The sequence below is a fragment of the Stenotrophomonas sp. NRRL B-14846 genome, assembly GCF_050473585.1.
Classification (GTDB): Bacteria; Pseudomonadota; Gammaproteobacteria; order Xanthomonadales; family Xanthomonadaceae; genus Stenotrophomonas.
The window spans coordinates 4,031,299-4,049,961 of the sequence record NZ_JBFLUN010000022.1 but is presented as its reverse complement, the minus strand read 5'-3'; the positions used below and the strand labels follow the sequence as shown (position 1 = coordinate 4,049,961).

The following is an 18,663-nucleotide window of genomic DNA, read 5'->3' as shown; positions in this document are numbered from 1 at the left end:
CAAAACGCGGGTCCGGGGTCGGATCCCTTTCCGTCAGGAAAGGGCTCTGACCCCGGCCGGGCAGCGTTACACCGGGTAGCCGGTGGCTTCCCGGGCCTTCTTCCAGGCAGCTTCGAATTCACGCGCGGAAATTTCGTCGTCTTCGTCGAAATCCAGGAACGACACCGGCTGGTCGGCCAGCAGGAAGCGGTCGTCGCTGTGGGCATGCTCGTCGGCCCAGACCATCTTGGTGCCGTAGATCTCCACTTGGCGCACGATCTTCTCGCCACGGGCTTCCATCAGCACGTTGCCCTTGCCCAGGCCCGATTCGGCCCAGTGCTTGTAGTACTTCTTTGCGGCGGATTTCGCGCCGGATTTTGCGTTGTGCTTTGCGTAGGTCATTGCAGGGGTCCTGGCCGCAGGCGCGGCCGGAAAGTTCGGAATGGCGCCATTATCAGGCATCCGGGGGCCAACCTACTGCGGCAACGCCACGCCCTTCGGCCACAGCATCCAGATGTTGCCCTTCTGCTTCATGTCGCCGGCCAGCTTGCCGGCGGCATCGCCACTGCCCCAGTACAGGTCGGCGCGCACTTCGCCGGCAATGGCGCCGCCAGTGTCCTGCGCGGCCACCGGGCGCACCACCGGGGTGCCGTCCGGGCGCGTGGTGGACAGCCACAGCAGGCTGCCCAGCGGCACCACGGTGCGATCCACGGCGACGCTGTAGCCGGCGGTGAGCGGCACGTTCAGTGAACCGCGCGGACCCTCCGGGCTGTCCGGATTGCGCACGAAGAACACGTAGCTGGGGTTGCTGCGCAGCAGCTCCGGCACGCGCGCGGGGTTGGCCCGAGCCCAGGCGCGGATCGCGTCCATGGTGACGTCTTCCTTCTTCAGCTGGCCCTGGTCGACCAGCCAACGACCGATGGCGCGATACGGGTGGCCATTCTGCTCGGCATAGGCCAGCCGCACCTGCGTGCCGTCTGCCAGGCGTACCCGGCCCGACCCCTGGATCTGTAGCAGCTGCAGGTCCATCGGGTCGGTCAGCCAGGCCAGCACTGGAGCCTTGGCGCCCTTGGCCGCGATGGTGCCGGCGTCGTCATAGGGCTTGAGCACCTTGCCGTCGAGGCGACCGCGCAGGCGCTTGCCCTTCAGTTCCGGGTAGACGCTGTCCAGCTGCACCACGATCAGATCATTCGGCGTGCCGTAAACCGGTACGGTGGCAGCGGCCGTGCGGGTGAGGCTGCCGGCGTAGATCGGCTCGTAGTAGCCGGTAATCAGCCCGTCGGCCTGGTGACCGCCGGCACGCAGCGCATAGACATCGAGGTCGCGCTGCAGGAACTGGCGGATCGCGGCCGGGTCCTTGTCTGAAACCGCCGCGGCGGTGGCGCAGGGTTTTGCCCAAACAGCATCGTTCTTCAGGCGGGTGCAGCTGCTGCGCCAGGCAACGAAGCCGGCCTGCAGGTCGCTGTCGGAGACCGGTGGCAGTGCACTCCATGCGGCCTTGGCGTAGGTGGCCGCGGGCGGCGTGACCGGCGTCGGCACTTCGGATCCGCTGCGGGGAGCGGTGGTGGAGCAGCCTGCGAGCACGGCCGCTGCCAACAGGGTCCAGTGCTTGCGCTTGAAGAAGGTGGCGGAATCGATCATGCCGCCATGGTGGCGGGCCGGCCGCTGGGCGGCAACCCAGCGCGGGGTCAAGCGTTCATGCGCCGGGTCAGGGCGTCTGCAGCAGCAGCGAATGCAGGATGCGCGCGTCTTCGGCATCCAGCGTCTTCGGCAGGTCGTCGCGGCCACGGAATCGGCGGTGGAAGGCGGCGACGGTGGCGTCGCGGTTGTCCAGCGGATAGCCGAAGCGGGCCAGCGCATTCCACGCGTCGAAGCCCTCCGGCGCAGTCCCGTCGGCCGCGCGCGGCCAGACGCCGAAACCGGCCTCGGCCAGCTGTTGCCACGGGAAGAACCGGCTCGGGTCCTGCTTGCGCGTGGGCGCCAGGTCGGCATGGCCGATCAGCTGGCGCGGCGGGATGTTCAGGCGGGTGGTGAGATCGCGCAGCAGCACGATCAGCGATTCGATCTGTGCCGCACTGAACGGGCTGCGGCCATCGTTGTCGAGCTCGATGCCGATCGAGGCCGAGTTGAGATCGGTGATGGTGCCCCAGCGCCCGGCGCCGGCGTGCCAGGCACGGCGCTCATCGGCGACCAGCTGGTAGCGATGGCCATCGGCACCGATCAGGTAGTGCGCGCTGACCGGCCCACCGCTGTTGGCGGTGCGCAGCGTACGCAGGCTCTGCTGCACCGATTTCTGCTCAGTGTGGTGAATGACAATGATGACCGGCGTGCGCGCGTTGTGGTTGGGCGACGGCACCCAGGTGGCAAGCGGGTTGTGCTGCACGGGCGCGGTGGCGCTGCAGGCCGCCAGGGCCAGTGCCAGCAGTGTGGAAGCCAGGAGGCGAAGGCTGATCATGGGCGGATTCTAACCATGGATCGAGTCTATCGTTCGAGGCCATGTGCCGGACGACGCCACCGGTGGTCGTGCTGTCCACACAGGGACAGCAGGACCTGGTCAGGCCAACGCCGGCGTGCCGCTCAACTTCGAAAGAACGACAGGTTGTACAGAAACAGGCCCCAGACCGCGATCGCGAGTGGGATCTCGTAAAACGCGGAACGGTGTCGCAACGCCATCCGGATGAACATCACCACGGTCAGCATGGGCTGCCCGAAGAAGCAGACCCAGAAGAGCGCTTCTACACCTGGCACAGTGGACAGCTCGTAGATTCCGAGGGAGTTGTCGGTGTTCCGATTGAAAGTGACCGCACCCCAAAGGGCGAGCAGGAAAAGCCAGGGCAGTGCACTGGCGCTTGATAGAAACAAGGTCCGTCTACCTACGACACTCATTTTCGTTCCCATTCGGGTTGATCGAACCTGTACCGATCGATGACCGATGCACATGCTGCCTGGAGCAGACTTCCGCGATCCGCTCCTCATGCCCGCCATATCGTTCCTTCGTGCAGCGCACATGCGCGGCAGTATCAGGGTGCCGGAGCCGCATAGCTGTTATTCAGTACTCCGGTCCAGGATCCATCTCGGGTTCGAAGCAGCCGCCAACCTGTGCAAACCGTCGGATCGCCTCTTCATCCTCAGCCTCGTACTCGATGGCGAACGGCATGGGCGGGCGATGCTTCTTCCGCGGATTCATGCTTCGAAACAGTGCATAGCCCTCAAGCACAGCCAGCATCTGGGGTCGCGTCAACAAGACAACGTCCTGGGAGTTCCATCGCGAATGCACCAGGAAGAAATCGGCTGCCCGCAGGACAGCATGTCCCTCTCCATAATGGACGCATGCGCTGCCCTCGTCACCATTTGTGGGTGCAGCAAGCGCACTGCGGGTCCGCAGTTCGCTGCCGCGCCCGAGATGGCCGAAGTCTCCATCCAGCCACGCTGCGATTTCACCGGCACCCCGTCCCTGCCCATGGTGGACGACCGGCGCGTCACCGATCTTCTCTTCTCCGGAAGGAACGTGGCAATCGCCAGTCCAGTAGGGGAAAAGTACTGCTTGAATAGTCATTCGAAACCCATTCCCTGCTACCGCAACGGAAACCCCTGTTCCACTTCCGATCTACCCGACCTGCTCAAAGATCACGTCAGTCACGCCTGCCCGCTCAAGGCGTGACTTCACTTCCTCACTGACGATCAGTGCAGCACCGAATCCTCCAAGCCGGAAAATATGCCACGAGCCCACTTTCCCGCCATACAGAGCCAACTTCGCAAACGCGCGATACTGCCCAGCGAGATCAGGCCTCACGGGATCATCGCGCTCGAACCTCTCGAACCTCTCGAACTCGGAGCGTGATTCGCCGACACAGTCGACGCAGGTTTCGACAATCAATACAAAGTAGCTTCCCCGCGTGCGCTGGCCTTCAATCACGACAGGTTCCATTACGGCATTCGCATGGAGCCCGTCGACTTCTGGCAGACCTTCCAGTGCGCTGCGGAACCGGGCACTCACGATGGCAACGGGACAGGACACCCTGATCCAGAGCATAGCTTGAAGGAAAATGGCATCTTCTGCGAGCAACCGTTCACACGCGTAAGTGCTTCAGCCGATGGGAAATACCGGCCCACGGCTCCAGGGCACTCCGGCGTCGGAGAACATCCGTTCGATCTCATCGTGGAATCCTGGATGAAAGGTCGTCTCATCGCTCGACTGCGAACGCAGGTAACGCGAGACCAGATCCCGGCACAGCGCCGTCGCTTCCATGTAGGTATCCAGCCACAACACCTGCCCCTCGTCGGAAAGCTGATCCGGACGGACAACCGAGAGCTTGTGGCAGAAGGCATCGATGCTGGGAAACCCCAGATCTGCCAGCAGGTCGTGGTAGGTCAGCCGCCACAGACCGGAGGAAAGGCAGCGATAGGTGAGCTCCACGGCGAAGCTCCAGCGTTCTCGATCTGCTGCGCCAGCCACGCCGTCCACAAACGCATGCGGACTGTAGTCGTCCAGGGTCAGCAGGTAGACATACCATTCGATGTCTTCCATCACTGCTGCGGAAGTCGCCTGGATCACACCTGCTCCGTTCTGTAGTCCATCGAAGTCGTTGGTGGCGAACACGCACACCTGCAGACAGCCATTGAAGCAGGAACGGTAGGGCCACGCCATGCGTGGCTGAGTCGCCGACAGTGCCAAGCAAGCTTGGCACCTACCAGAGCAGGAGCAGTGCCAAGCAAGCCTGGCACCCACCAAACGCAAAGGCGGCCCCACAGGGCCGCCCGCTATGCATCAGGCCTCGTAGGCGGACTCGCCGTGCGAAGTCACATCCAGGCCAGTACGCTCTGCTTCCTCGGTGACGCGCAGGCCGACCACGCTGCGCACCACCAGCAGGATCAGCGTGGTCACCACCGCCGACCAGACCACGGTCAGGCCGACGCTGACCACCTGCACCCAGACCTGATGGGCGATATCCAGATCGGCCTTGGTGCCGCCCAGCGACTGCGCACTGAACACACCGGTGAGAATCGCGCCGACGATGCCGCCGACACCATGCACACCGAACACGTCGGCGGTGTCATCCACCTTCAGCAGGCGCTTCAAACCGGTCACGCCCCACACGCAGACCACGCCGGCGACGAAGCCGATGATGATCGCGCCGAGCGGGCCGACCGTGCCGCAGGCCGGGGTGATGCCGACCAGGCCGGCCACCGCACCCGAGGCCGCGCCCAGCGCCGACGGCTTGCCCTTGCCGATGGCTTCCACCAGGGTCCAGCCGAGCACGGCGGCGGCGGTGGCCAGCACGGTGTTGAGGAAGGCCAGTGACGCCACAGTATCGGCAGCGGCGGCGGAGCCCGCGTTGAAGCCGAACCAGCCCACCCACAGCAGCATCGCGCCGATATAGGTGAACGGCACGTTGTGCGGCTTCAGCGCGGTCTGGCCATAGCCCAGGCGCTTGCCGACGAACCATGCGGCCACCAGGCCAGCCACGCCCGCATTGATGTGGACCACGGTGCCACCGGCGAAGTCGATCGCGCCCAGTTCACCCAGATAGCCGCCGCCCCAGACGATGTGCGCCATCGGGATGTAGCTGAGAGTGAACCACAGCGCCGAGAACAGCAGCACCGCGCGGAACTTGATGCGCTCGGCGAACGCGCCGACGATCAGCGCGGTGGTGATGCCGGCGAAAGTCGACTGGAAGGCGACGAACAGGTAATCCGGCAGGCCCTTGATCGGCGTGTTGCCGACCGAGTCGGGGGTGAAGCCCTTGAGGAAAGCGAATTCGGTGAACGAACCGAAGAACGGATTGCCGGCGCTGAACACCGCGCTGTAGCCATAGGACACCCACAGCAGCAGCACCAGCGAGAACACCACCAGGATCTGGCTGAGCACCGACAGCACGTTCTTCGAACGCACCAGGCCGCCGTAGAACAACGCCAGCCCCGGCACCACCATCAACAGCACCAGCAGGGTGGAGGTGAGCATCCACGCCACGTCGCCGCGATCATAGGCGGCGGCCGCTTCTGCCACGGCCGGTGCAGCGGCTGCCGCTGCAGGATCCTGCAGCGGTTCGACCGCCACGCTTTCGCTGGGCAGCGGTGACACCTGCACCTGGGCGTGGGCACTGCCCGGCCAGGCACCGGCGGCCAGCGCGCTGAGCAGCATCAACAGGCACACCAGATGGAACCGGGCTTGCCACCCGGTGAGAAGGCGCATCTTCATGGGGGGAGTCTCCGGAAAGGGGTTACAGCGCGTCGGCACCGATTTCGCCGGTGCGGATGCGGATGACCTGTTCGACGGCGGTGACGAAGATCTTGCCGTCACCGATCTTGCCGGTGCCTGCCGACGACTGGATCGCTTCGATCACCGCGTCGGCACGCTCGTCGGTGACCACGGTTTCGATCTTGATCTTGGGCAGGAAATCGACGACGTACTCGGCGCCGCGATACAGCTCGGTGTGGCCCTTCTGGCGGCCGAAGCCTTTCACTTCGGTCACGGTGATGCCCGACACGCCTGCGTCGGACAGGGCCTCGCGGACCTCGTCGAGCTTGAACGGCCGGATGATGGCGGAGATCAGTTTCATGCGCATGTCCCGAGGATGGATGGGGCCAGCGCGCCAGCGCGCGTTGGCATCAGGCAACCAGCGGCCATCAGGGTGATGACCGTGGCTGTTGCACCGGACACGTACAGGGCCGGGACGGCCGTGCCTCTCTCCTTGCACGACCGACGCGGGAGGGAGGGCGGCCCTGGTCGCGTATCCGGTCTCTCTCTTGCCCCTGGATCAGGGGTCAGAGCCCGTTCGTAAACGAACGGGATCCGACCCCGATCTGACCGCGGCTCCCCAGCCGCGAAAACGGGTGCGATGGCGGCGGGTGGGAGGGGGATGCCCACCGCCATCGCCCCCGGTCAGCTGGCGTAGTACAGCTGGTATTCCAGCGGGTGGGTGGCCGCGCGGAACTTGGTCACTTCCTGCATCTTCAGCGCGATGTAGCCGTCGATGAAGTCATCGCTCATCACGCCGCCGGCCTTCAGGAACTCGCGGTCCTTGTCCAGCGCTTCCAGCGCCTGGTCCAGCGAAGAGCAGACCTGCGGGATCAGCTTCTCTTCTTCCGGCGGCAGGTCGTACAGGTCCTTGTCGCTCGGTGCGCCCGGGTCGATCTGGTTCTTGATGCCGTCCAGGCCGGCCATCATCAGCGCGGTGAAGGTGAGGTAGCCCGACTGGATCGGATCCGGGAAGCGCATTTCGATGCGGCGCGCCTTCGGGTTGGACACCCACGGAATGCGGCACGAAGCCGAACGGTTGCGGGCCGAGTAGGCCAGCATCACCGGTGCTTCGTAGCCCGGCACCAGGCGCTTGTAGCTGTTGGTGCCGGAGTTGGCGAAGGCGTTGATGGCCTTGGCGTGCTTGAAGATGCCGCCGATGTACCACAGCGCCAGCTGGCTCAGGCCGCCGTAGCCGTCACCGGAGAACAGGTTGGTGCCGCCCTTGGACAGCGACTGGTGCACGTGCATGCCGCTGCCGTTGTCGCCGACGATCGGCTTGGGCATGAAGGTGACGGTCTTGCCGTTGCGGTGCGCGACGTTCTTGATCACGTACTTCATGCGCAGCAGTTCATCGGCCTTCTGCACCAGGGTGCTGAACTTGGTGCCGATCTCGCACTGGCCGGCGGTGGCCACTTCGTGGTGCTGCACTTCCACTTCGATGCCGACCTGTTCCAGGGTCTTGCACATCTCGGCGCGCAGGTCGTGCAGGGTGTCGGTCGGCGGCACCGGGAAGTAGCCGCCCTTCACGCCCGGACGGTAGCCGCTGTTGGCGCCGTCGTACTTGGCGCCGCTGTTCCACGCCGCTTCTTCCGAGTCGACCTGGAAGAAGGTGTGGCCCATTTCATTGGCGAAGCGGACCGAGTCGAAGATGAAGAATTCCGGCTCCGGGCCGAAGAACGCGGTTTCGGCGATGCCGGAGGACTTCAGGTAGGCCTCGGCGCGCTTGGCGATGCCGCGCGGGCAACGGCCATACGGCTGCATGGTGGCCGGGTCGAGGATGTCGCAGCTGATCACGATGGTCGGATCGGCGTAGAACGGGTCGACGTAGGCACTGGCGGTATCCGGCAGCAGCACCATGTCCGATTCGGCGATGCCCTTCCAGCCGGCGATCGAGCTGCCATCGAACATCTTGCCTTCTTCGAACAGCGACGGCTCGACGATGCTGACCGGGAAGGTCACGTGCTGCTCGACGCCACGCATGTCGACGAAGCGCAGGTCGACGAACTCGATCTGGTTGTCCTTGATCAGCTTTTCTACGTTTTCCACGGACATCGGTACGACCTCGGATGGGGATGAATGCCTGCTGAGGTACAGCAACGACCGTGCCAACTTTTCGAAGGCCACAAGTTATTGATTTCAAAAAGGGCGCCCCGTGGCGGTGCAGAACCGTGCGCACCAAACGGGTGCGCCCGTCACCAGACGCACCCGTTTGGTGCAGCAGGGATCGTCTATCCTCTCGACCTTCTTCCTTCCGCCGCGCGTGCACGCACCGTCCATGTCCGACCTGCTCTCTGCCCTGCTGCTGGGCATCCTCGAAGGCCTCACCGAATTCCTGCCGATCTCCAGCACCGGCCACCTGCTCATCGCCCAGCACTGGCTGGGGGCCCGCTCGGACTTCTTCAACATCGTCATCCAGGCCGGCGCGATCGTGGCCGTGGTGCTGGTGTTCCGCCAGCGCCTGCTGCAGCTGGCCACCGGCTTCAACCAGCGCGAGAACCGCGAGTACGTGTTCAAGCTGGGCGCCGCCTTCCTGGTCACTGCGGTGGTCGGCCTGGTGGTGCGCAAGGCCGGCTGGTCGCTGCCGGAAACGGTCAGCCCGGTGGCCTGGGCGCTGATCATCGGTGGTGTCTGGATGCTGCTGGTGGAGGCCTACACCGCGCGCCTGCCCGACCGCGACCAGGTGACCTGGACGGTGGCGATCGGCGTCGGCCTGGCGCAGGTGGTGGCCGGCGTGTTCCCCGGCACCTCGCGCTCGGCCTCGGCGATCTTCCTGGCCATGCTGCTGGGCCTGAGCCGTCGTGCCGCCGCCGCAGAGTTCGTGTTCCTGGTCGGCATTCCCACCATGTTCGCTGCCAGCGCCTACACGTTCCTGGAAATGGCCAAGGCCGGGCAGCTGGGCAGCGAGAACTGGACCGACGTGGGCGTGGCCTTCCTTGCCGCGGCCGTCACCGGCTTCGTCGTAGTGAAGTGGCTGATGGGCTACATCAAGTCGCACAGGTTCACCGCCTTCGCGATCTACCGCATCGCGCTGGGCGCGGCGCTGCTGCTGTGGTTGCCCTCCGGCAGCTGAACAGCGCCGGGGCACGGTAACCCCGTTGCCGGCCCCACCCCGTTTCCCCCACGGTTCCCCAAGGAGAATCACCATGAACCGCAAGCTCACCCTGCTCCTCCCGCTGGCCCTGATGGCCGCCTGCAGCCAGACCCCGGCCCCGGCCGGCAACGGCGGCGACGACGTGGCCCCGGCCGCGGCCAAGGCAGCAGACCAGCAGACGCTGGCGCACCTGGATGCGCAGCGCCTGCAGAGCCAGCACTGGCTGCTGCAGAAGGCCACCGGCGCCGACGGCAAGCGCATCGACGCGCTGTTTGCCCGCGAAGACAAGCCGGTCACCCTGGACTTCGCTGATGGCCGCCTGTCGGTCAGCAACACCTGCAACCGCATGGGCGGTGGCTACACCCTGGCCGACGGCAAGCTGACGGTCAGTGCGATGGCCTCGACCCTGATGGCCTGCACCGACAAGGCGCTGATGGCGCTGGACGAGGCCGTGTCGAGCCGCCTGCAGGGCGAGCTGAAGGCCGAGCAGGATGCCGATGGCAAGCTGACCCTGACCAATGCCAAGGGCGACGTGCTGGTGTTCAACCCGGAGCCGACCGCTGAAACCCGCTATGGCGGCGCCGGCGAAACCGTGTTCCTGGAAGTGGCCGCCAAGACCGAGAAGTGCTCGCACCCGCTGATCCCGGACTACCAGTGCCTGCAGGTGCGCGAAGTGAAGTTCGACGACAAGGGCCTGAAGCAGGGTGAGCCGGGCAAGTTCGAGAACTTCTACGGCAACATCGAGGGCTACACCCACGAAGACGGCGTGCGCAACGTAGTGCGCGTGAAGCGCTACGAAGTGAAGAACCCGCCGGCCGATGCGCCGTCGCAGGCGTACGTGCTGGACATGGTGGTCGAGTCGGCCATCGAGAAGAAATAAAACTACAGAAGGGCGGCCGCGAGGTCGCCCTTCTTCGTTCTGTAGAGTCGAGCCATGCTCGACTGCTACTACGTTCAGTCGAGCATGGCTCGACTCTACAAAAGCGCATCGGGAGATCGGCATGAAGCACGTCCCCGCCCTCATCATTGCTGCGCTGCTGGCCCTGTCTGCGGATGTGGCCGCTGCCAGCACGCCCAGCACCGATCAGCTCGAGGCACACCGGTGGCAACTGGCGCGCGCCACCGACGCGCAGGGCCGGCGCATCGATGCCTTGTTCGTCCGTGGTCGCCCACCCTACACGCTGCGCTTCCAGCCCGGCTACATGAGCCAGTTGAACCTGTGCAACCAGTCAAGCAGCACCTATCACCTGCAAGGTGACCGGCTGGTTCTTGAGGGCGGCGTCATCACCACAGCCGCCTGCATCCGGGCCGAGGTGGCCGAACAGGAACGTGTCGCCGGGACGGTGGTGAATGCGCGCGCAGAGATGACACTTGCGCTGGATGGGCGTGGCCGCCTGCTGCTGCGCAACGCACATGGCGATGTGCTGGAGTTCGCGCCGGTATCCGGTACGGACGAATGAAAAGGGCGGCCGAAAGGCCGCCCTTCTTCATGGTAGGTAGAGCCGGCCGCTGGCCGGCTCTACCCGGTGTGCCGCTCAGCCCAGCGCCGGGTTCAACGTGTAGGTGCCATGCAGTGCGGCCTCGGCCAGCACGTGGCCGTGCATGGCGCGGTAGGCGGCGGCGGCGGTGAAGCGTGCCGGCAGCTGCAGCGAGGCCACGTCCAGCGCGAACACACGGAAGAAATAGCGGTGCACGCGCTCGTCGTTGAACGGCGGGTACGGGCCGTCGTAGCCCAGGTAGTCGCCGGCCATGTCCGGGTTGCCGGCAAACCAGCCGGTGAAGTCGTTCAGGCCCTGGCGGCTGCCGGCCGGGCCGGCCGGGGTGGCCCGGCCCTTCACCACGAAGCCGTCGCTGCAGCTGCCTGCGGCGATCTCGTGCACCGAAGCGGGGATATCGGCCATCACCCAATGCACGAAATCACAGCGCGGCTGGTCGCGCGGCACGCTCATGTCGGTGCGGCCAACCGTTTCCGGCACGGTCGGCACGTCCGGATCGACGCACACCAGCAGGAACGAACGGGTGCCCTCCGGCACATCGCTCCAGGCCAGGTGCGGATTGCGGTCCGATGCGAAGCCCGCGGCATCGCCGGCGGCGAATTCGCGGTCGATCGGTGCACCGTTGGTCAGGCTGTGGCTGCTCAGTTGCATCGGCGTGTCCTCACTCTTCCGGGTAACCCAGGCGCACCGCGATCGGGGTGAGCTTGGCGAAGGCGGCGCTCATCACGTCGCGGTAGTTGCGCCAGTGGCCCGGCGGGAAGCGCGGCGCGCCCAGCTGCGCGGCCGGCGGCATCGGCCGCTCGAACAGGCGGCCCAGCAGATCGGCCATCGCCTGCGGATCGTTGCCGATCTGGTCGATGCGCAGCAGTACCTGCGGGTACAGGTCGTCCTCGTGCAGCGCGGCGACCTGGGCCAGCGCGCGCGCCAGCCATTCGCTGGCTTCGGCCAGCGAGGTGATCGCCAGCGGTGCAGCCGCACCGTAGGCCACCCAGTCCAGCAGCATGTCGCGCGGATCACGCAGCACCACCAGCAGGCGGCCCTGCGGCAGCTGCGGGCGCAACGCCCACAGCAGCGCGTTGTCCCACCACAGCAGCCAGTCGATGATCGCGTCGTCCTGCACGCCGCGCGACGGCAGCTGTTCGCGCCAGCGCTGCACCAGCCGCTCCGGGGTCAGCACGCCGGAGGCGAGGTCCTGCAGCGTGTGGTAGTTCTGGAAGGCGTCGTCAGGCGCGTTGGAGGTATAGCGGTCGCTGCGCAGCACCGGGCTGGCCGCAGCCAGGCCGGTCGCCACGCGCTCCACGCCCGACCCCGGCGCGCCCCACAGGAAGATCGGCGCGGAGGTGGCATCGCCGTCGATCTCGCCCTTGTCCGGCCAGCTCGGCGGCGCCTTGGCCTGCGGCGGCAGCGGCAGGCGCTGCGAGGCCTGGTCGGCCTGCAGTGCCAGCCAGGTCTGCAGCGCGTCTTCGTGCTGCCCGGCGCGATCCTGGATCTCACCCAGCCAGGTGCGCAGGTCGGCGCGGTGGCCTTCCGGTGCCATGTCGATCAGCGCCTGCACGCGGGCGACCGCGGCGGCCGGATCACGTTGCAGCAGGCCTTCGACCAGGCGGGTTTCGCCGCTGACGCGGCCCGGTTCGAGGCTGACGATGCGCTCGGCGATCGCTTCGGCCTGCGCGTGTTCGCCCACCATGTCGTGCAGGCGCAGGCGCGCTTCCAGCGCCGGCAGGTGGCCCGGCATCGCGTCCATCCAGCGCTCGACCGTGGCGGCGGCGGTGGCACTGCCGACCTCTTCCACCGCCAGGCGTGCCAGCCACAGGTCATGCAACTGCGGGTGCTGCTCCAGGGCGGCATCCAGGCGTGCGCGGGCCTCGTCTTCGCGGCCCAGGCGCTGCCAGGACATCAGCAGCAGCTGCAGCACGTCGCGGTCGTCAGGCAGCGACTCCAGCAACGGCAGCAGGTGCTCCAGCGCCTGCAGCGGCTGGCCGCTGCGCAGTGCCAGTTCGCCGGCCAGGCGGCGCATCGACGGCGTATCCAGGCCCTGCTGCTGCAGCGCGATCTGCATCGCTTCGGCGGCAGCGTCCAGGTTGCCCTGGCGCATGGCCAGCTGCACCACCAGGCCATGCAGCGAGGCAATGGTGGGGTTCAGTTCCAGCACGCGGCGGAACGCCTGCTCGGCGAAGGCCAGCATGTTCTTGCCCAGGTAGGCGAAGCCCAGTGCGTAGAGCACGCGGATGTCGTTGGGCTGGGCCTGGTTGGCGGCCGACAGCAGCGTCAGCGCGCGATCGGCATCATCGCGGCGCAGCGCGATCATGCCGTCGATGGTCAGCAGTTCCGGGTGGTCCGGTTCGACACGCGAGGCCAGGGTAGACAGGCGCTGCGCTTCATCGAAATCGTTGCGGCCGATCGCCAGGTGGGCCTGCATCAGGTAGGCAGCGAATGCGTTCGGGTCCAGCCCGGTGGTGCGCGTCAGTGCCTCGCCTGCGCCGTCGAACTGGCGCAGGGCCAGCAGCAGGCCGGCGTGCTGCAGGTGCAGCTGGGCATTGTCCGGGGCCAGCTGCAGCGCCTGCTGCAGGGCCTGCATCGCGTCCTCGGCCTTGCCCTGCTGCTGCAGCGCAAGCGCCAGCCAGCGGTGGGCCTCGGCCTGGCCGGGTTCATCACGGGTCCACGCCTGGGCCAGCTGCACGGCCTGGTCGGCCTCGTTCTGGCGCAACGCTTGGATGATCTGGTCTTGCATGGCGGTCCGGTTCAAGGGCAAACCCGCATTGTAGCGGCCTGCGCGCCCGTGCCGGTTCAGCCTTGCAGCACGCGCTGCAGGCGCTGCGCCACCCAGCGCTCGGAGAAACCGTCACCGCGCCAGTTTTCCAGGAAGCCGCAGTGGCCTCCCCAGCAGGCGGTTTCCAGGTGCGCCTGGCGCGGCAGCTGCCAGTCGCTGAAGGTCGCGTACGGGATCACCGGGTCGTCCTGCGCCATCAGGATGTCGGCTGGCACCTGCAGCGTGGACAGGCGATCGCCGGCAATCGAGTAGCCATCGAAATAGGCCTGCAACGAGCCGAAACTGGTGTGGCGTTCGACCAGCCAGGCGGTCAACGCGCGGATGTCCAGCTTCAGCACGCGGTCGTCGCAGTCGCTCAGCTCGGGGAACAGGTCGCGCTTGCGCCGCAGCGAACCGGCCCACTTGCGGCGGAAGTACCAGTCGTACATCGCCGGGCCGTTCTCGATGCTTTCCATGGTCAGCGCCGGGTCCAGCACTGGGCATACGGACGCCACCCGCAGCAGCGGTACGCCAGCGGCCGGCGCGCGCAGGGCCAGGCGCAGCACGAAGTTGCCGCCCAGCGAATAACCGGCGGCCACCAGCGGCAGCTGCGGCCAGCGCTGGGCGATATCGCCGGCGGCATGCACCACTTCGTCGATCAGGTTGGAATGGAAGATGCCGGGGTTGAGATGATGGGTGTTGCCGTGGTCGCGGAAGTTCAGGCGCACCACGTCGAAGCCCTGTTCCAGCATGCGCGCGGCCGCCATGCGCATGTAGCTGGATTCGGCACTGCCTTCCCAGCCATGCAGCAGCAGGGCCATGCCTTTCGGTTCGCGGCCTTCGACATGGCTGTGCCAGCCCTGCAGGCGCACGCCGTCGCCGCCGTCGAGGATCAGTTCTTCGCTGATCGCGCCGGTCGCGGCCAGCAACAGCAGGCCGCGCTGCAGGCGCATGCGGCTGGAGCTGAGCATCGATTGCAGGTGCGGATTGCGCAGCCAGCGCGGTGGCTGGTAGTCAGCCGCATGCAGCGTCGGCGTGCCGGCGTCCAGGACGGGTGGCGGGATCAGGGCCACCGCACCCTCACTGCGTGCTCATGGCCGCCACGATGCGCGCGCGCGAAGTCTCCGCGATGCGCCGACGGCCTTCCAGGTCCTGCGCACCGATCGGTGCCAGGAAATGCACTTCCGCACGCCGCGCCGGCTCACCGAGCAGGCGCAGGAAATTGGCGAAGAAACTCTCGCCGGGGCCGAACGCGACAATGGTCTGCGCATCGCCCTTGAGCCCGTACACCAGAGCCACCGGCTGCACCGGCACGCCGGTCTCAACCGCGGCCTGGAAGATGCGGGCATGGAACGGGCCCACTTCGTGGCCACCACGGGTACGCCCTTCCGGGAATACGCCCACCGCCTTGCCTTCGCGCAGGCGATCGGCCATCACCTGCATCACGCCACCGAGGGATTCGGTGTTGCCGCGCTGGTGGAAGATGGTCTGCCCGCGCGCAGCGAGCCAACCGACCAGCGGCCAGCTGGCGATCTCGCGCTTGGCGACGAAGCCCATCATGCGCTGGCTGTGCAGGATGCAGATGTCGACCCAGCTGACGTGGTTGGCGACGAACAGCACGGCACCGGGCAACGGCCTGCCGATCTGCACCAGGCGGAAGCCGAAGATCCACATCAGCCCGCCCTGCCACCAGTTCACCACCTTGGCACCGAAGGTCGCTTCGCCCACGCGCAGTTCGCCCCACGGCCGAAGCATGCCGATCAGGATGAGCGGCAGGAACACGAGGATGTGGACCAACAGCAGCGGTACGCGGTACAGGTAACGGCACACACGCGCCACGCCGCCACGGGGGGCCGGAGTGGGGGAAGTCATCCGCGCACGATACCGGAGGGCCGTCATCGCTGCCAGCCGATTTAGGCCATAACCCCCATCGACCGGGGCAATCGGCAGGGAACGCTGGGTTCCGCTGCCGTCACCGGCCGTCCGGGACTCAGCCGTGGCCGGCCGCCACCACCGCCAGGGTCAGCCGCGAGATGCACACCAGCCGGCCCTGCCCGTCCTCGATGCGGATCTCCCACAGCTGGGTGCTGCGGCCCACGTGCAGCGCGCGGGCGGTGCCGGTGACCGTGCCCGAACGCACCGCACGCACGTGGTTGGCGTTGATTTCCAGGCCCACGCAGATCTGTTTTGCCGTATCCACGCACAGGTTGCCGGCGCTGCTGCCCAGGGTCTCGGCCAGCACCACCGACGCGCCGCCATGCAGGATGCCGTAGGGCTGGCGGGTACGCTCGTCCACCGGCATGGTGGCCTGCAGCCAGTCGTCACCGGCCGCGCTGAAGACGATGCCCAGCGACTCGATCGCGGTGTTGTGGCTGAGCGTGTTGAGCTGCTCGAGGGAAACGGCTTCGCGGAACACCTGGGTCATGCGGGCACCTTCAGAGGATGGGAACGAGGCCAGCGCCGAATGCGGTCAGCATGCGCACCAGCAGCCACTTCGGGCCGACATTGACCTCGGGGAAGTCGCCCACGGCGACATAGCAGCGGTGGAAGCCCGGGTCCTGCCGCGGCAGCGGCTGCGGGCAGTCAGGGCCGGGCTTGAACTCGTAGTCGGTGGCATAGCGCCACGGCCAGAAGTCGAGGATCGGCAGTGCCTCGGAGGCTTTGCCGACGCTGTAGTTGAGCCCGGACAGCACCGGCGGCTTGGCCCGCGGCGCCACCGTCCACGAGTTCTGCGGATGGGTGTCGCGCAGGATGCTTTCGGCCAGCTGCTCGGCGAAGGCCGGGTCGTCGATGATCACCGCGCCTTCGGTGTTGTAGTTCTCGCTGCGCGGATCGAAGTTGTGGGTACCGACCACGCCGATGCGGCGATCGACCACCAGCGACTTGGCATGCAGGCCCATGCGCGCGCCCTTGCGGGTGACCGGCAACGGCTTGTTGACCGCCTTGCTGCCCAGGAACGAGGGACGGGTCTCGGTGCGCAGCAGGCGCGTTTCGACCTCGCTGCCGGCCGCGCGGCGGCGCTCGCGCGCGTTCTGGTAGGCGCTGCCGGTGCGCGGATGGTTCACCGGGCCCTGCTTGCCGGTGGGCGCCGGCGGCTCATCGCGATCGCGGCTGCCGCCGGCATTGCTGCCGGCAGCACTGCCGCCGATCAGCGGGTTGCGCCCGCCGTCGTCGTCGCCTTCGGGCGCGGCGATCGGGTCGGGCAGCAGGTTGCGGTAATCGACCGGTGCATCCAGCGGGAACGGCTTGTATTCGAAGATGTTGAAGCCCAGTTCGCGCATGTTGCGCCGCTTGTACTTGTACGACAGCGCATAGACGATCGGGTTGTCGGTAGCCGCCAGGCTGTTGCTGGACACCACCACGCGCGGCGGCTGCGGTCGTTTGCGCAGCTCGCGGAACAGCTTCTGCGCCGGCTTGGACAGCACCAGGTACGGCGTCTGCAGGATCACTTCCTTCTGCGCGCCGGCGATCAGCGCATCCAGCTGCGGCTCGGTCACGTGCTGTCCGGCCAGCGGCGCATCGGCCTTCTCGCGCCGGTGCTTGCGCGGCAGGTCGGCGACATAGCGCACCGAGGCCACCGGCAACGCGGTATCGACGAAGGAACGGCTGACGAAGTCCATGTCGTTGGCTTCGGCACTGACCCGCTGCACCCGCTCGGGGCGGCGGAAGCTGGCCGGCGGCAGGGTCGGCACGCCCTCGCGCAGCAGGGTGCGGCCGACATCGTTCAGGCGCTCGGCCGGCACGCTGCGCTTGGCGCGCCAGAAGGCATCGAAGTTGGCCGCCATCGCTCGCGCCTCCGGGCCGGCGATCAGCACGTCGCGGTCGCGGAAGTTGTACTCGCGGTCCCAGTCGTAATAGTCGTCCTGGTAGTTGCGGCCGCCGACCACGCCGATCGCATCGTCGATCACCAGCAGCTTGTTGTGCATGCGCTGGTTGAAGCGGCGGAAGCAGCACAGCACGCTGCCGGCATAGTCGAAGTAGTTCAGCCGGGCCTTGCCGAAGGTGGGGTTGTAGACCCGCAGCTGGAAGTTCTGGTGCGCGCCGGACAGCGCGCCGAGGATCTGCAGGTCGGAAATCGCCGAGAGCTGGTCGATCAGCACCCGCACCTTCACCCCGCGCCGCGACGCGGCCAGCAGCTCGTCGATGACCAGCCGGGCGCTGTCGTCCTTGTCGAAGATGTAGGTCTGCAGGTCGATGCTGCGGGTGGCGCTGCGCAGCAGGTTCAGGCGCGCCACCAGGGCGCCCTCGCCCTCGTCGAGCAGGGTGGCGTAGTGGCGCGGCTGTTCCGGGGTGGATTCGGTGAACGCCCGCCCGGCCAGCGCACGCAGCGGCGAGTCCTGCGCGCAGCGGTCGGCGCGCTGGCAGTCGACGTCGGTCGAGCGCGCCTGCACGGCGATCGCTTCGGCGCGGTCACGCTCGGCATGCGAGAGCGATGCACAACCGCTGCCCAGCAACACGGTTGCCAGCGCCAGTACACGCAGCAGGAGGTTCACGGTTTCGGCGCCTCGCTCAGGCGCGCACGCAATACGAAGGTCACTCGGTCACTCAAGGCAAGCTGCCAGCTGTCCATTCCATACCGGCCTCGCTGCACGGTACCGCGGCTGACGACGTCGCAATCATAGCCGGGTCGGGCGCACTCCGCTTTCTCGACCTGCAGCGACTCGGGGTGGCTGATGCCGCGCAGGGTCAGCCGGCCATTGATGTCGCCGCCCTCTTCCACGGTCTCCGGCCAGTATGGCAGCGAGTCGAACTCGACCACCGGATGGCGCCCGGCATCGAAGAACTCCTCGCCACGCATCCAGCCGGTATAGCGCGCCTTGCCGGGGATCTCCACCGAACGGGTGAACATCTTCAGGTGCACCTGGTGGCGGCCATCGGACAGGATCTCGATACGCCCCTCGAAGTGCGGGAAGACGCCTTCGATGCGCTGGCCAAAGCGGGTGCGCACCTCGAAGCCGATCCGCGAGCGCTGGGTATCCAGGCGCAATACCCGTGGCGCTTCGGCGGACACGGGCGGCAACGGGGTCGGTGGGGGCGCCGCGGCCCAGGCCGGGCCGAGCGCCAGCAACGCGGGCAGCAGGAAGCGGCTGCGCCGCGCCAGGCTCAT

20 protein-coding genes are annotated in these 18,663 nt (G+C 67.0%); 3 read left to right on the top strand and 17 right to left on the bottom strand.

What is annotated here, in order from left to right; all coding sequences use genetic code 11:
- Positions 1–66 precede the first annotated feature (66 nt).
- The 10 genes from AB1281_RS20755 to glnA all read right to left on the bottom strand — a co-directional run bounded on the left by AB1281_RS20755 (position 67) and on the right by glnA (position 8,272).
- Positions 67–381 carry a hypothetical protein gene (locus AB1281_RS20755; RefSeq protein ID WP_053461818.1) on the bottom strand — a complete coding sequence of 105 codons (315 nt, stop codon included), beginning with the start codon at positions 379–381 and terminating at the stop codon, positions 67–69.
- A gap of 72 nt (positions 382–453) precedes the next feature.
- Positions 454–1,620 (bottom strand): murein transglycosylase A, encoded by a 1,167-nt coding sequence (gene mltA, locus AB1281_RS20750; RefSeq protein WP_430346866.1) that lies wholly within the window; start codon positions 1,618–1,620, stop codon positions 454–456.
- Between the two features lie 67 nt (positions 1,621–1,687).
- Entirely contained in the window at positions 1,688–2,434 is a 747-nt protein-coding gene (locus AB1281_RS20745; protein WP_430346865.1) for an N-acetylmuramoyl-L-alanine amidase, read from the bottom strand.
- A 122-nt stretch (positions 2,435–2,556) separates the two neighbouring features.
- Positions 2,557–2,865 carry a hypothetical protein gene (locus tag AB1281_RS20740; protein WP_430346864.1) on the bottom strand — a complete coding sequence of 103 codons (309 nt, stop codon included), beginning with the start codon at positions 2,863–2,865 and terminating at the stop codon, positions 2,557–2,559.
- Between the two features lie 163 nt (positions 2,866–3,028).
- The gene (locus tag AB1281_RS20735; RefSeq protein ID WP_430346863.1) at positions 3,029–3,535 is read right to left on the bottom strand and encodes a hypothetical protein; all 507 of its coding nucleotides are present in this window, start codon (positions 3,533–3,535) and stop codon (positions 3,029–3,031) included.
- A 51-nt stretch (positions 3,536–3,586) separates the two neighbouring features.
- Entirely contained in the window at positions 3,587–3,997 is a 411-nt protein-coding gene (locus AB1281_RS20730) for an imm11 family protein (RefSeq protein WP_430346862.1), read from the bottom strand.
- Positions 3,998–4,066: 69 nt separating this feature from the next.
- On the bottom strand, positions 4,067–4,579 hold the full coding sequence (locus AB1281_RS20725) for a hypothetical protein (RefSeq protein ID WP_430346861.1): 513 nt from the start codon (positions 4,577–4,579) through the stop codon (positions 4,067–4,069).
- 168 nt (positions 4,580–4,747) lie between these two features.
- On the bottom strand, positions 4,748–6,178 hold the full coding sequence (locus AB1281_RS20720) for an ammonium transporter (RefSeq protein WP_164117485.1): 1,431 nt from the start codon (positions 6,176–6,178) through the stop codon (positions 4,748–4,750).
- A 22-nt stretch (positions 6,179–6,200) separates the two neighbouring features.
- A complete protein-coding gene (locus tag AB1281_RS20715; RefSeq protein WP_004134334.1) occupies positions 6,201–6,539 on the bottom strand; it encodes a P-II family nitrogen regulator in 339 nt (112 codons plus the stop codon).
- A gap of 323 nt (positions 6,540–6,862) precedes the next feature.
- Positions 6,863–8,272, bottom strand: a complete 1,410-nt coding sequence (gene glnA / locus AB1281_RS20710; protein ID WP_004153533.1) for a type I glutamate--ammonia ligase — start codon at positions 8,270–8,272, stop codon at positions 6,863–6,865.
- Between the two features lie 223 nt (positions 8,273–8,495).
- Here glnA and AB1281_RS20705 point away from each other — a divergent pair, with 223 nt between their 5' ends.
- The 3 genes from AB1281_RS20705 (at position 8,496) to AB1281_RS20695 (ending at position 10,771) form a co-directional block, all read left to right on the top strand.
- Complete coding sequence (locus tag AB1281_RS20705; protein WP_110710690.1) at positions 8,496–9,290, top strand: undecaprenyl-diphosphate phosphatase; 795 nt, start codon at positions 8,496–8,498, stop codon at positions 9,288–9,290.
- A gap of 73 nt (positions 9,291–9,363) precedes the next feature.
- Positions 9,364–10,191 carry an META domain-containing protein gene (locus tag AB1281_RS20700; RefSeq protein WP_430346860.1) on the top strand — a complete coding sequence of 276 codons (828 nt, stop codon included), beginning with the start codon at positions 9,364–9,366 and terminating at the stop codon, positions 10,189–10,191.
- 121 nt (positions 10,192–10,312) lie between these two features.
- A complete protein-coding gene (locus AB1281_RS20695; RefSeq protein ID WP_430346859.1) occupies positions 10,313–10,771 on the top strand; it encodes an META domain-containing protein in 459 nt (152 codons plus the stop codon).
- 75 nt (positions 10,772–10,846) lie between these two features.
- Here the strand turns inward: AB1281_RS20695 and AB1281_RS20690 are convergent, their stop codons facing one another.
- From AB1281_RS20690 to AB1281_RS20660, 7 genes are all read right to left on the bottom strand, one after another.
- Positions 10,847–11,458 carry a YbhB/YbcL family Raf kinase inhibitor-like protein gene (locus AB1281_RS20690; RefSeq protein ID WP_430346858.1) on the bottom strand — a complete coding sequence of 204 codons (612 nt, stop codon included), beginning with the start codon at positions 11,456–11,458 and terminating at the stop codon, positions 10,847–10,849.
- A gap of 10 nt (positions 11,459–11,468) precedes the next feature.
- Positions 11,469–13,538 carry a tetratricopeptide repeat protein gene (locus tag AB1281_RS20685; protein WP_430346857.1) on the bottom strand — a complete coding sequence of 690 codons (2,070 nt, stop codon included), beginning with the start codon at positions 13,536–13,538 and terminating at the stop codon, positions 11,469–11,471.
- 56 nt (positions 13,539–13,594) lie between these two features.
- Positions 13,595–14,584, bottom strand: coding sequence for a YheT family hydrolase (locus AB1281_RS20680; RefSeq protein ID WP_042359058.1), 990 nt, complete (start codon positions 14,582–14,584; stop codon positions 13,595–13,597).
- 52 nt (positions 14,585–14,636) lie between these two features.
- Positions 14,637–15,428 (bottom strand): lysophospholipid acyltransferase family protein, encoded by a 792-nt coding sequence (locus tag AB1281_RS20675; protein WP_430346856.1) that lies wholly within the window; start codon positions 15,426–15,428, stop codon positions 14,637–14,639.
- Between the two features lie 118 nt (positions 15,429–15,546).
- The gene (locus AB1281_RS20670; RefSeq protein WP_430346855.1) at positions 15,547–15,981 is read right to left on the bottom strand and encodes a hotdog fold thioesterase; all 435 of its coding nucleotides are present in this window, start codon (positions 15,979–15,981) and stop codon (positions 15,547–15,549) included.
- Positions 15,982–15,991: 10 nt separating this feature from the next.
- Positions 15,992–18,049 carry a phospholipase D family protein gene (locus AB1281_RS20665; protein WP_430346854.1) on the bottom strand — a complete coding sequence of 686 codons (2,058 nt, stop codon included), beginning with the start codon at positions 18,047–18,049 and terminating at the stop codon, positions 15,992–15,994.
- A complete protein-coding gene (locus AB1281_RS20660; RefSeq protein WP_430346853.1) occupies positions 18,046–18,663 on the bottom strand; it encodes a YceI family protein in 618 nt (205 codons plus the stop codon). The genes AB1281_RS20665 and AB1281_RS20660 overlap by 4 nt, the downstream gene beginning before the upstream one ends.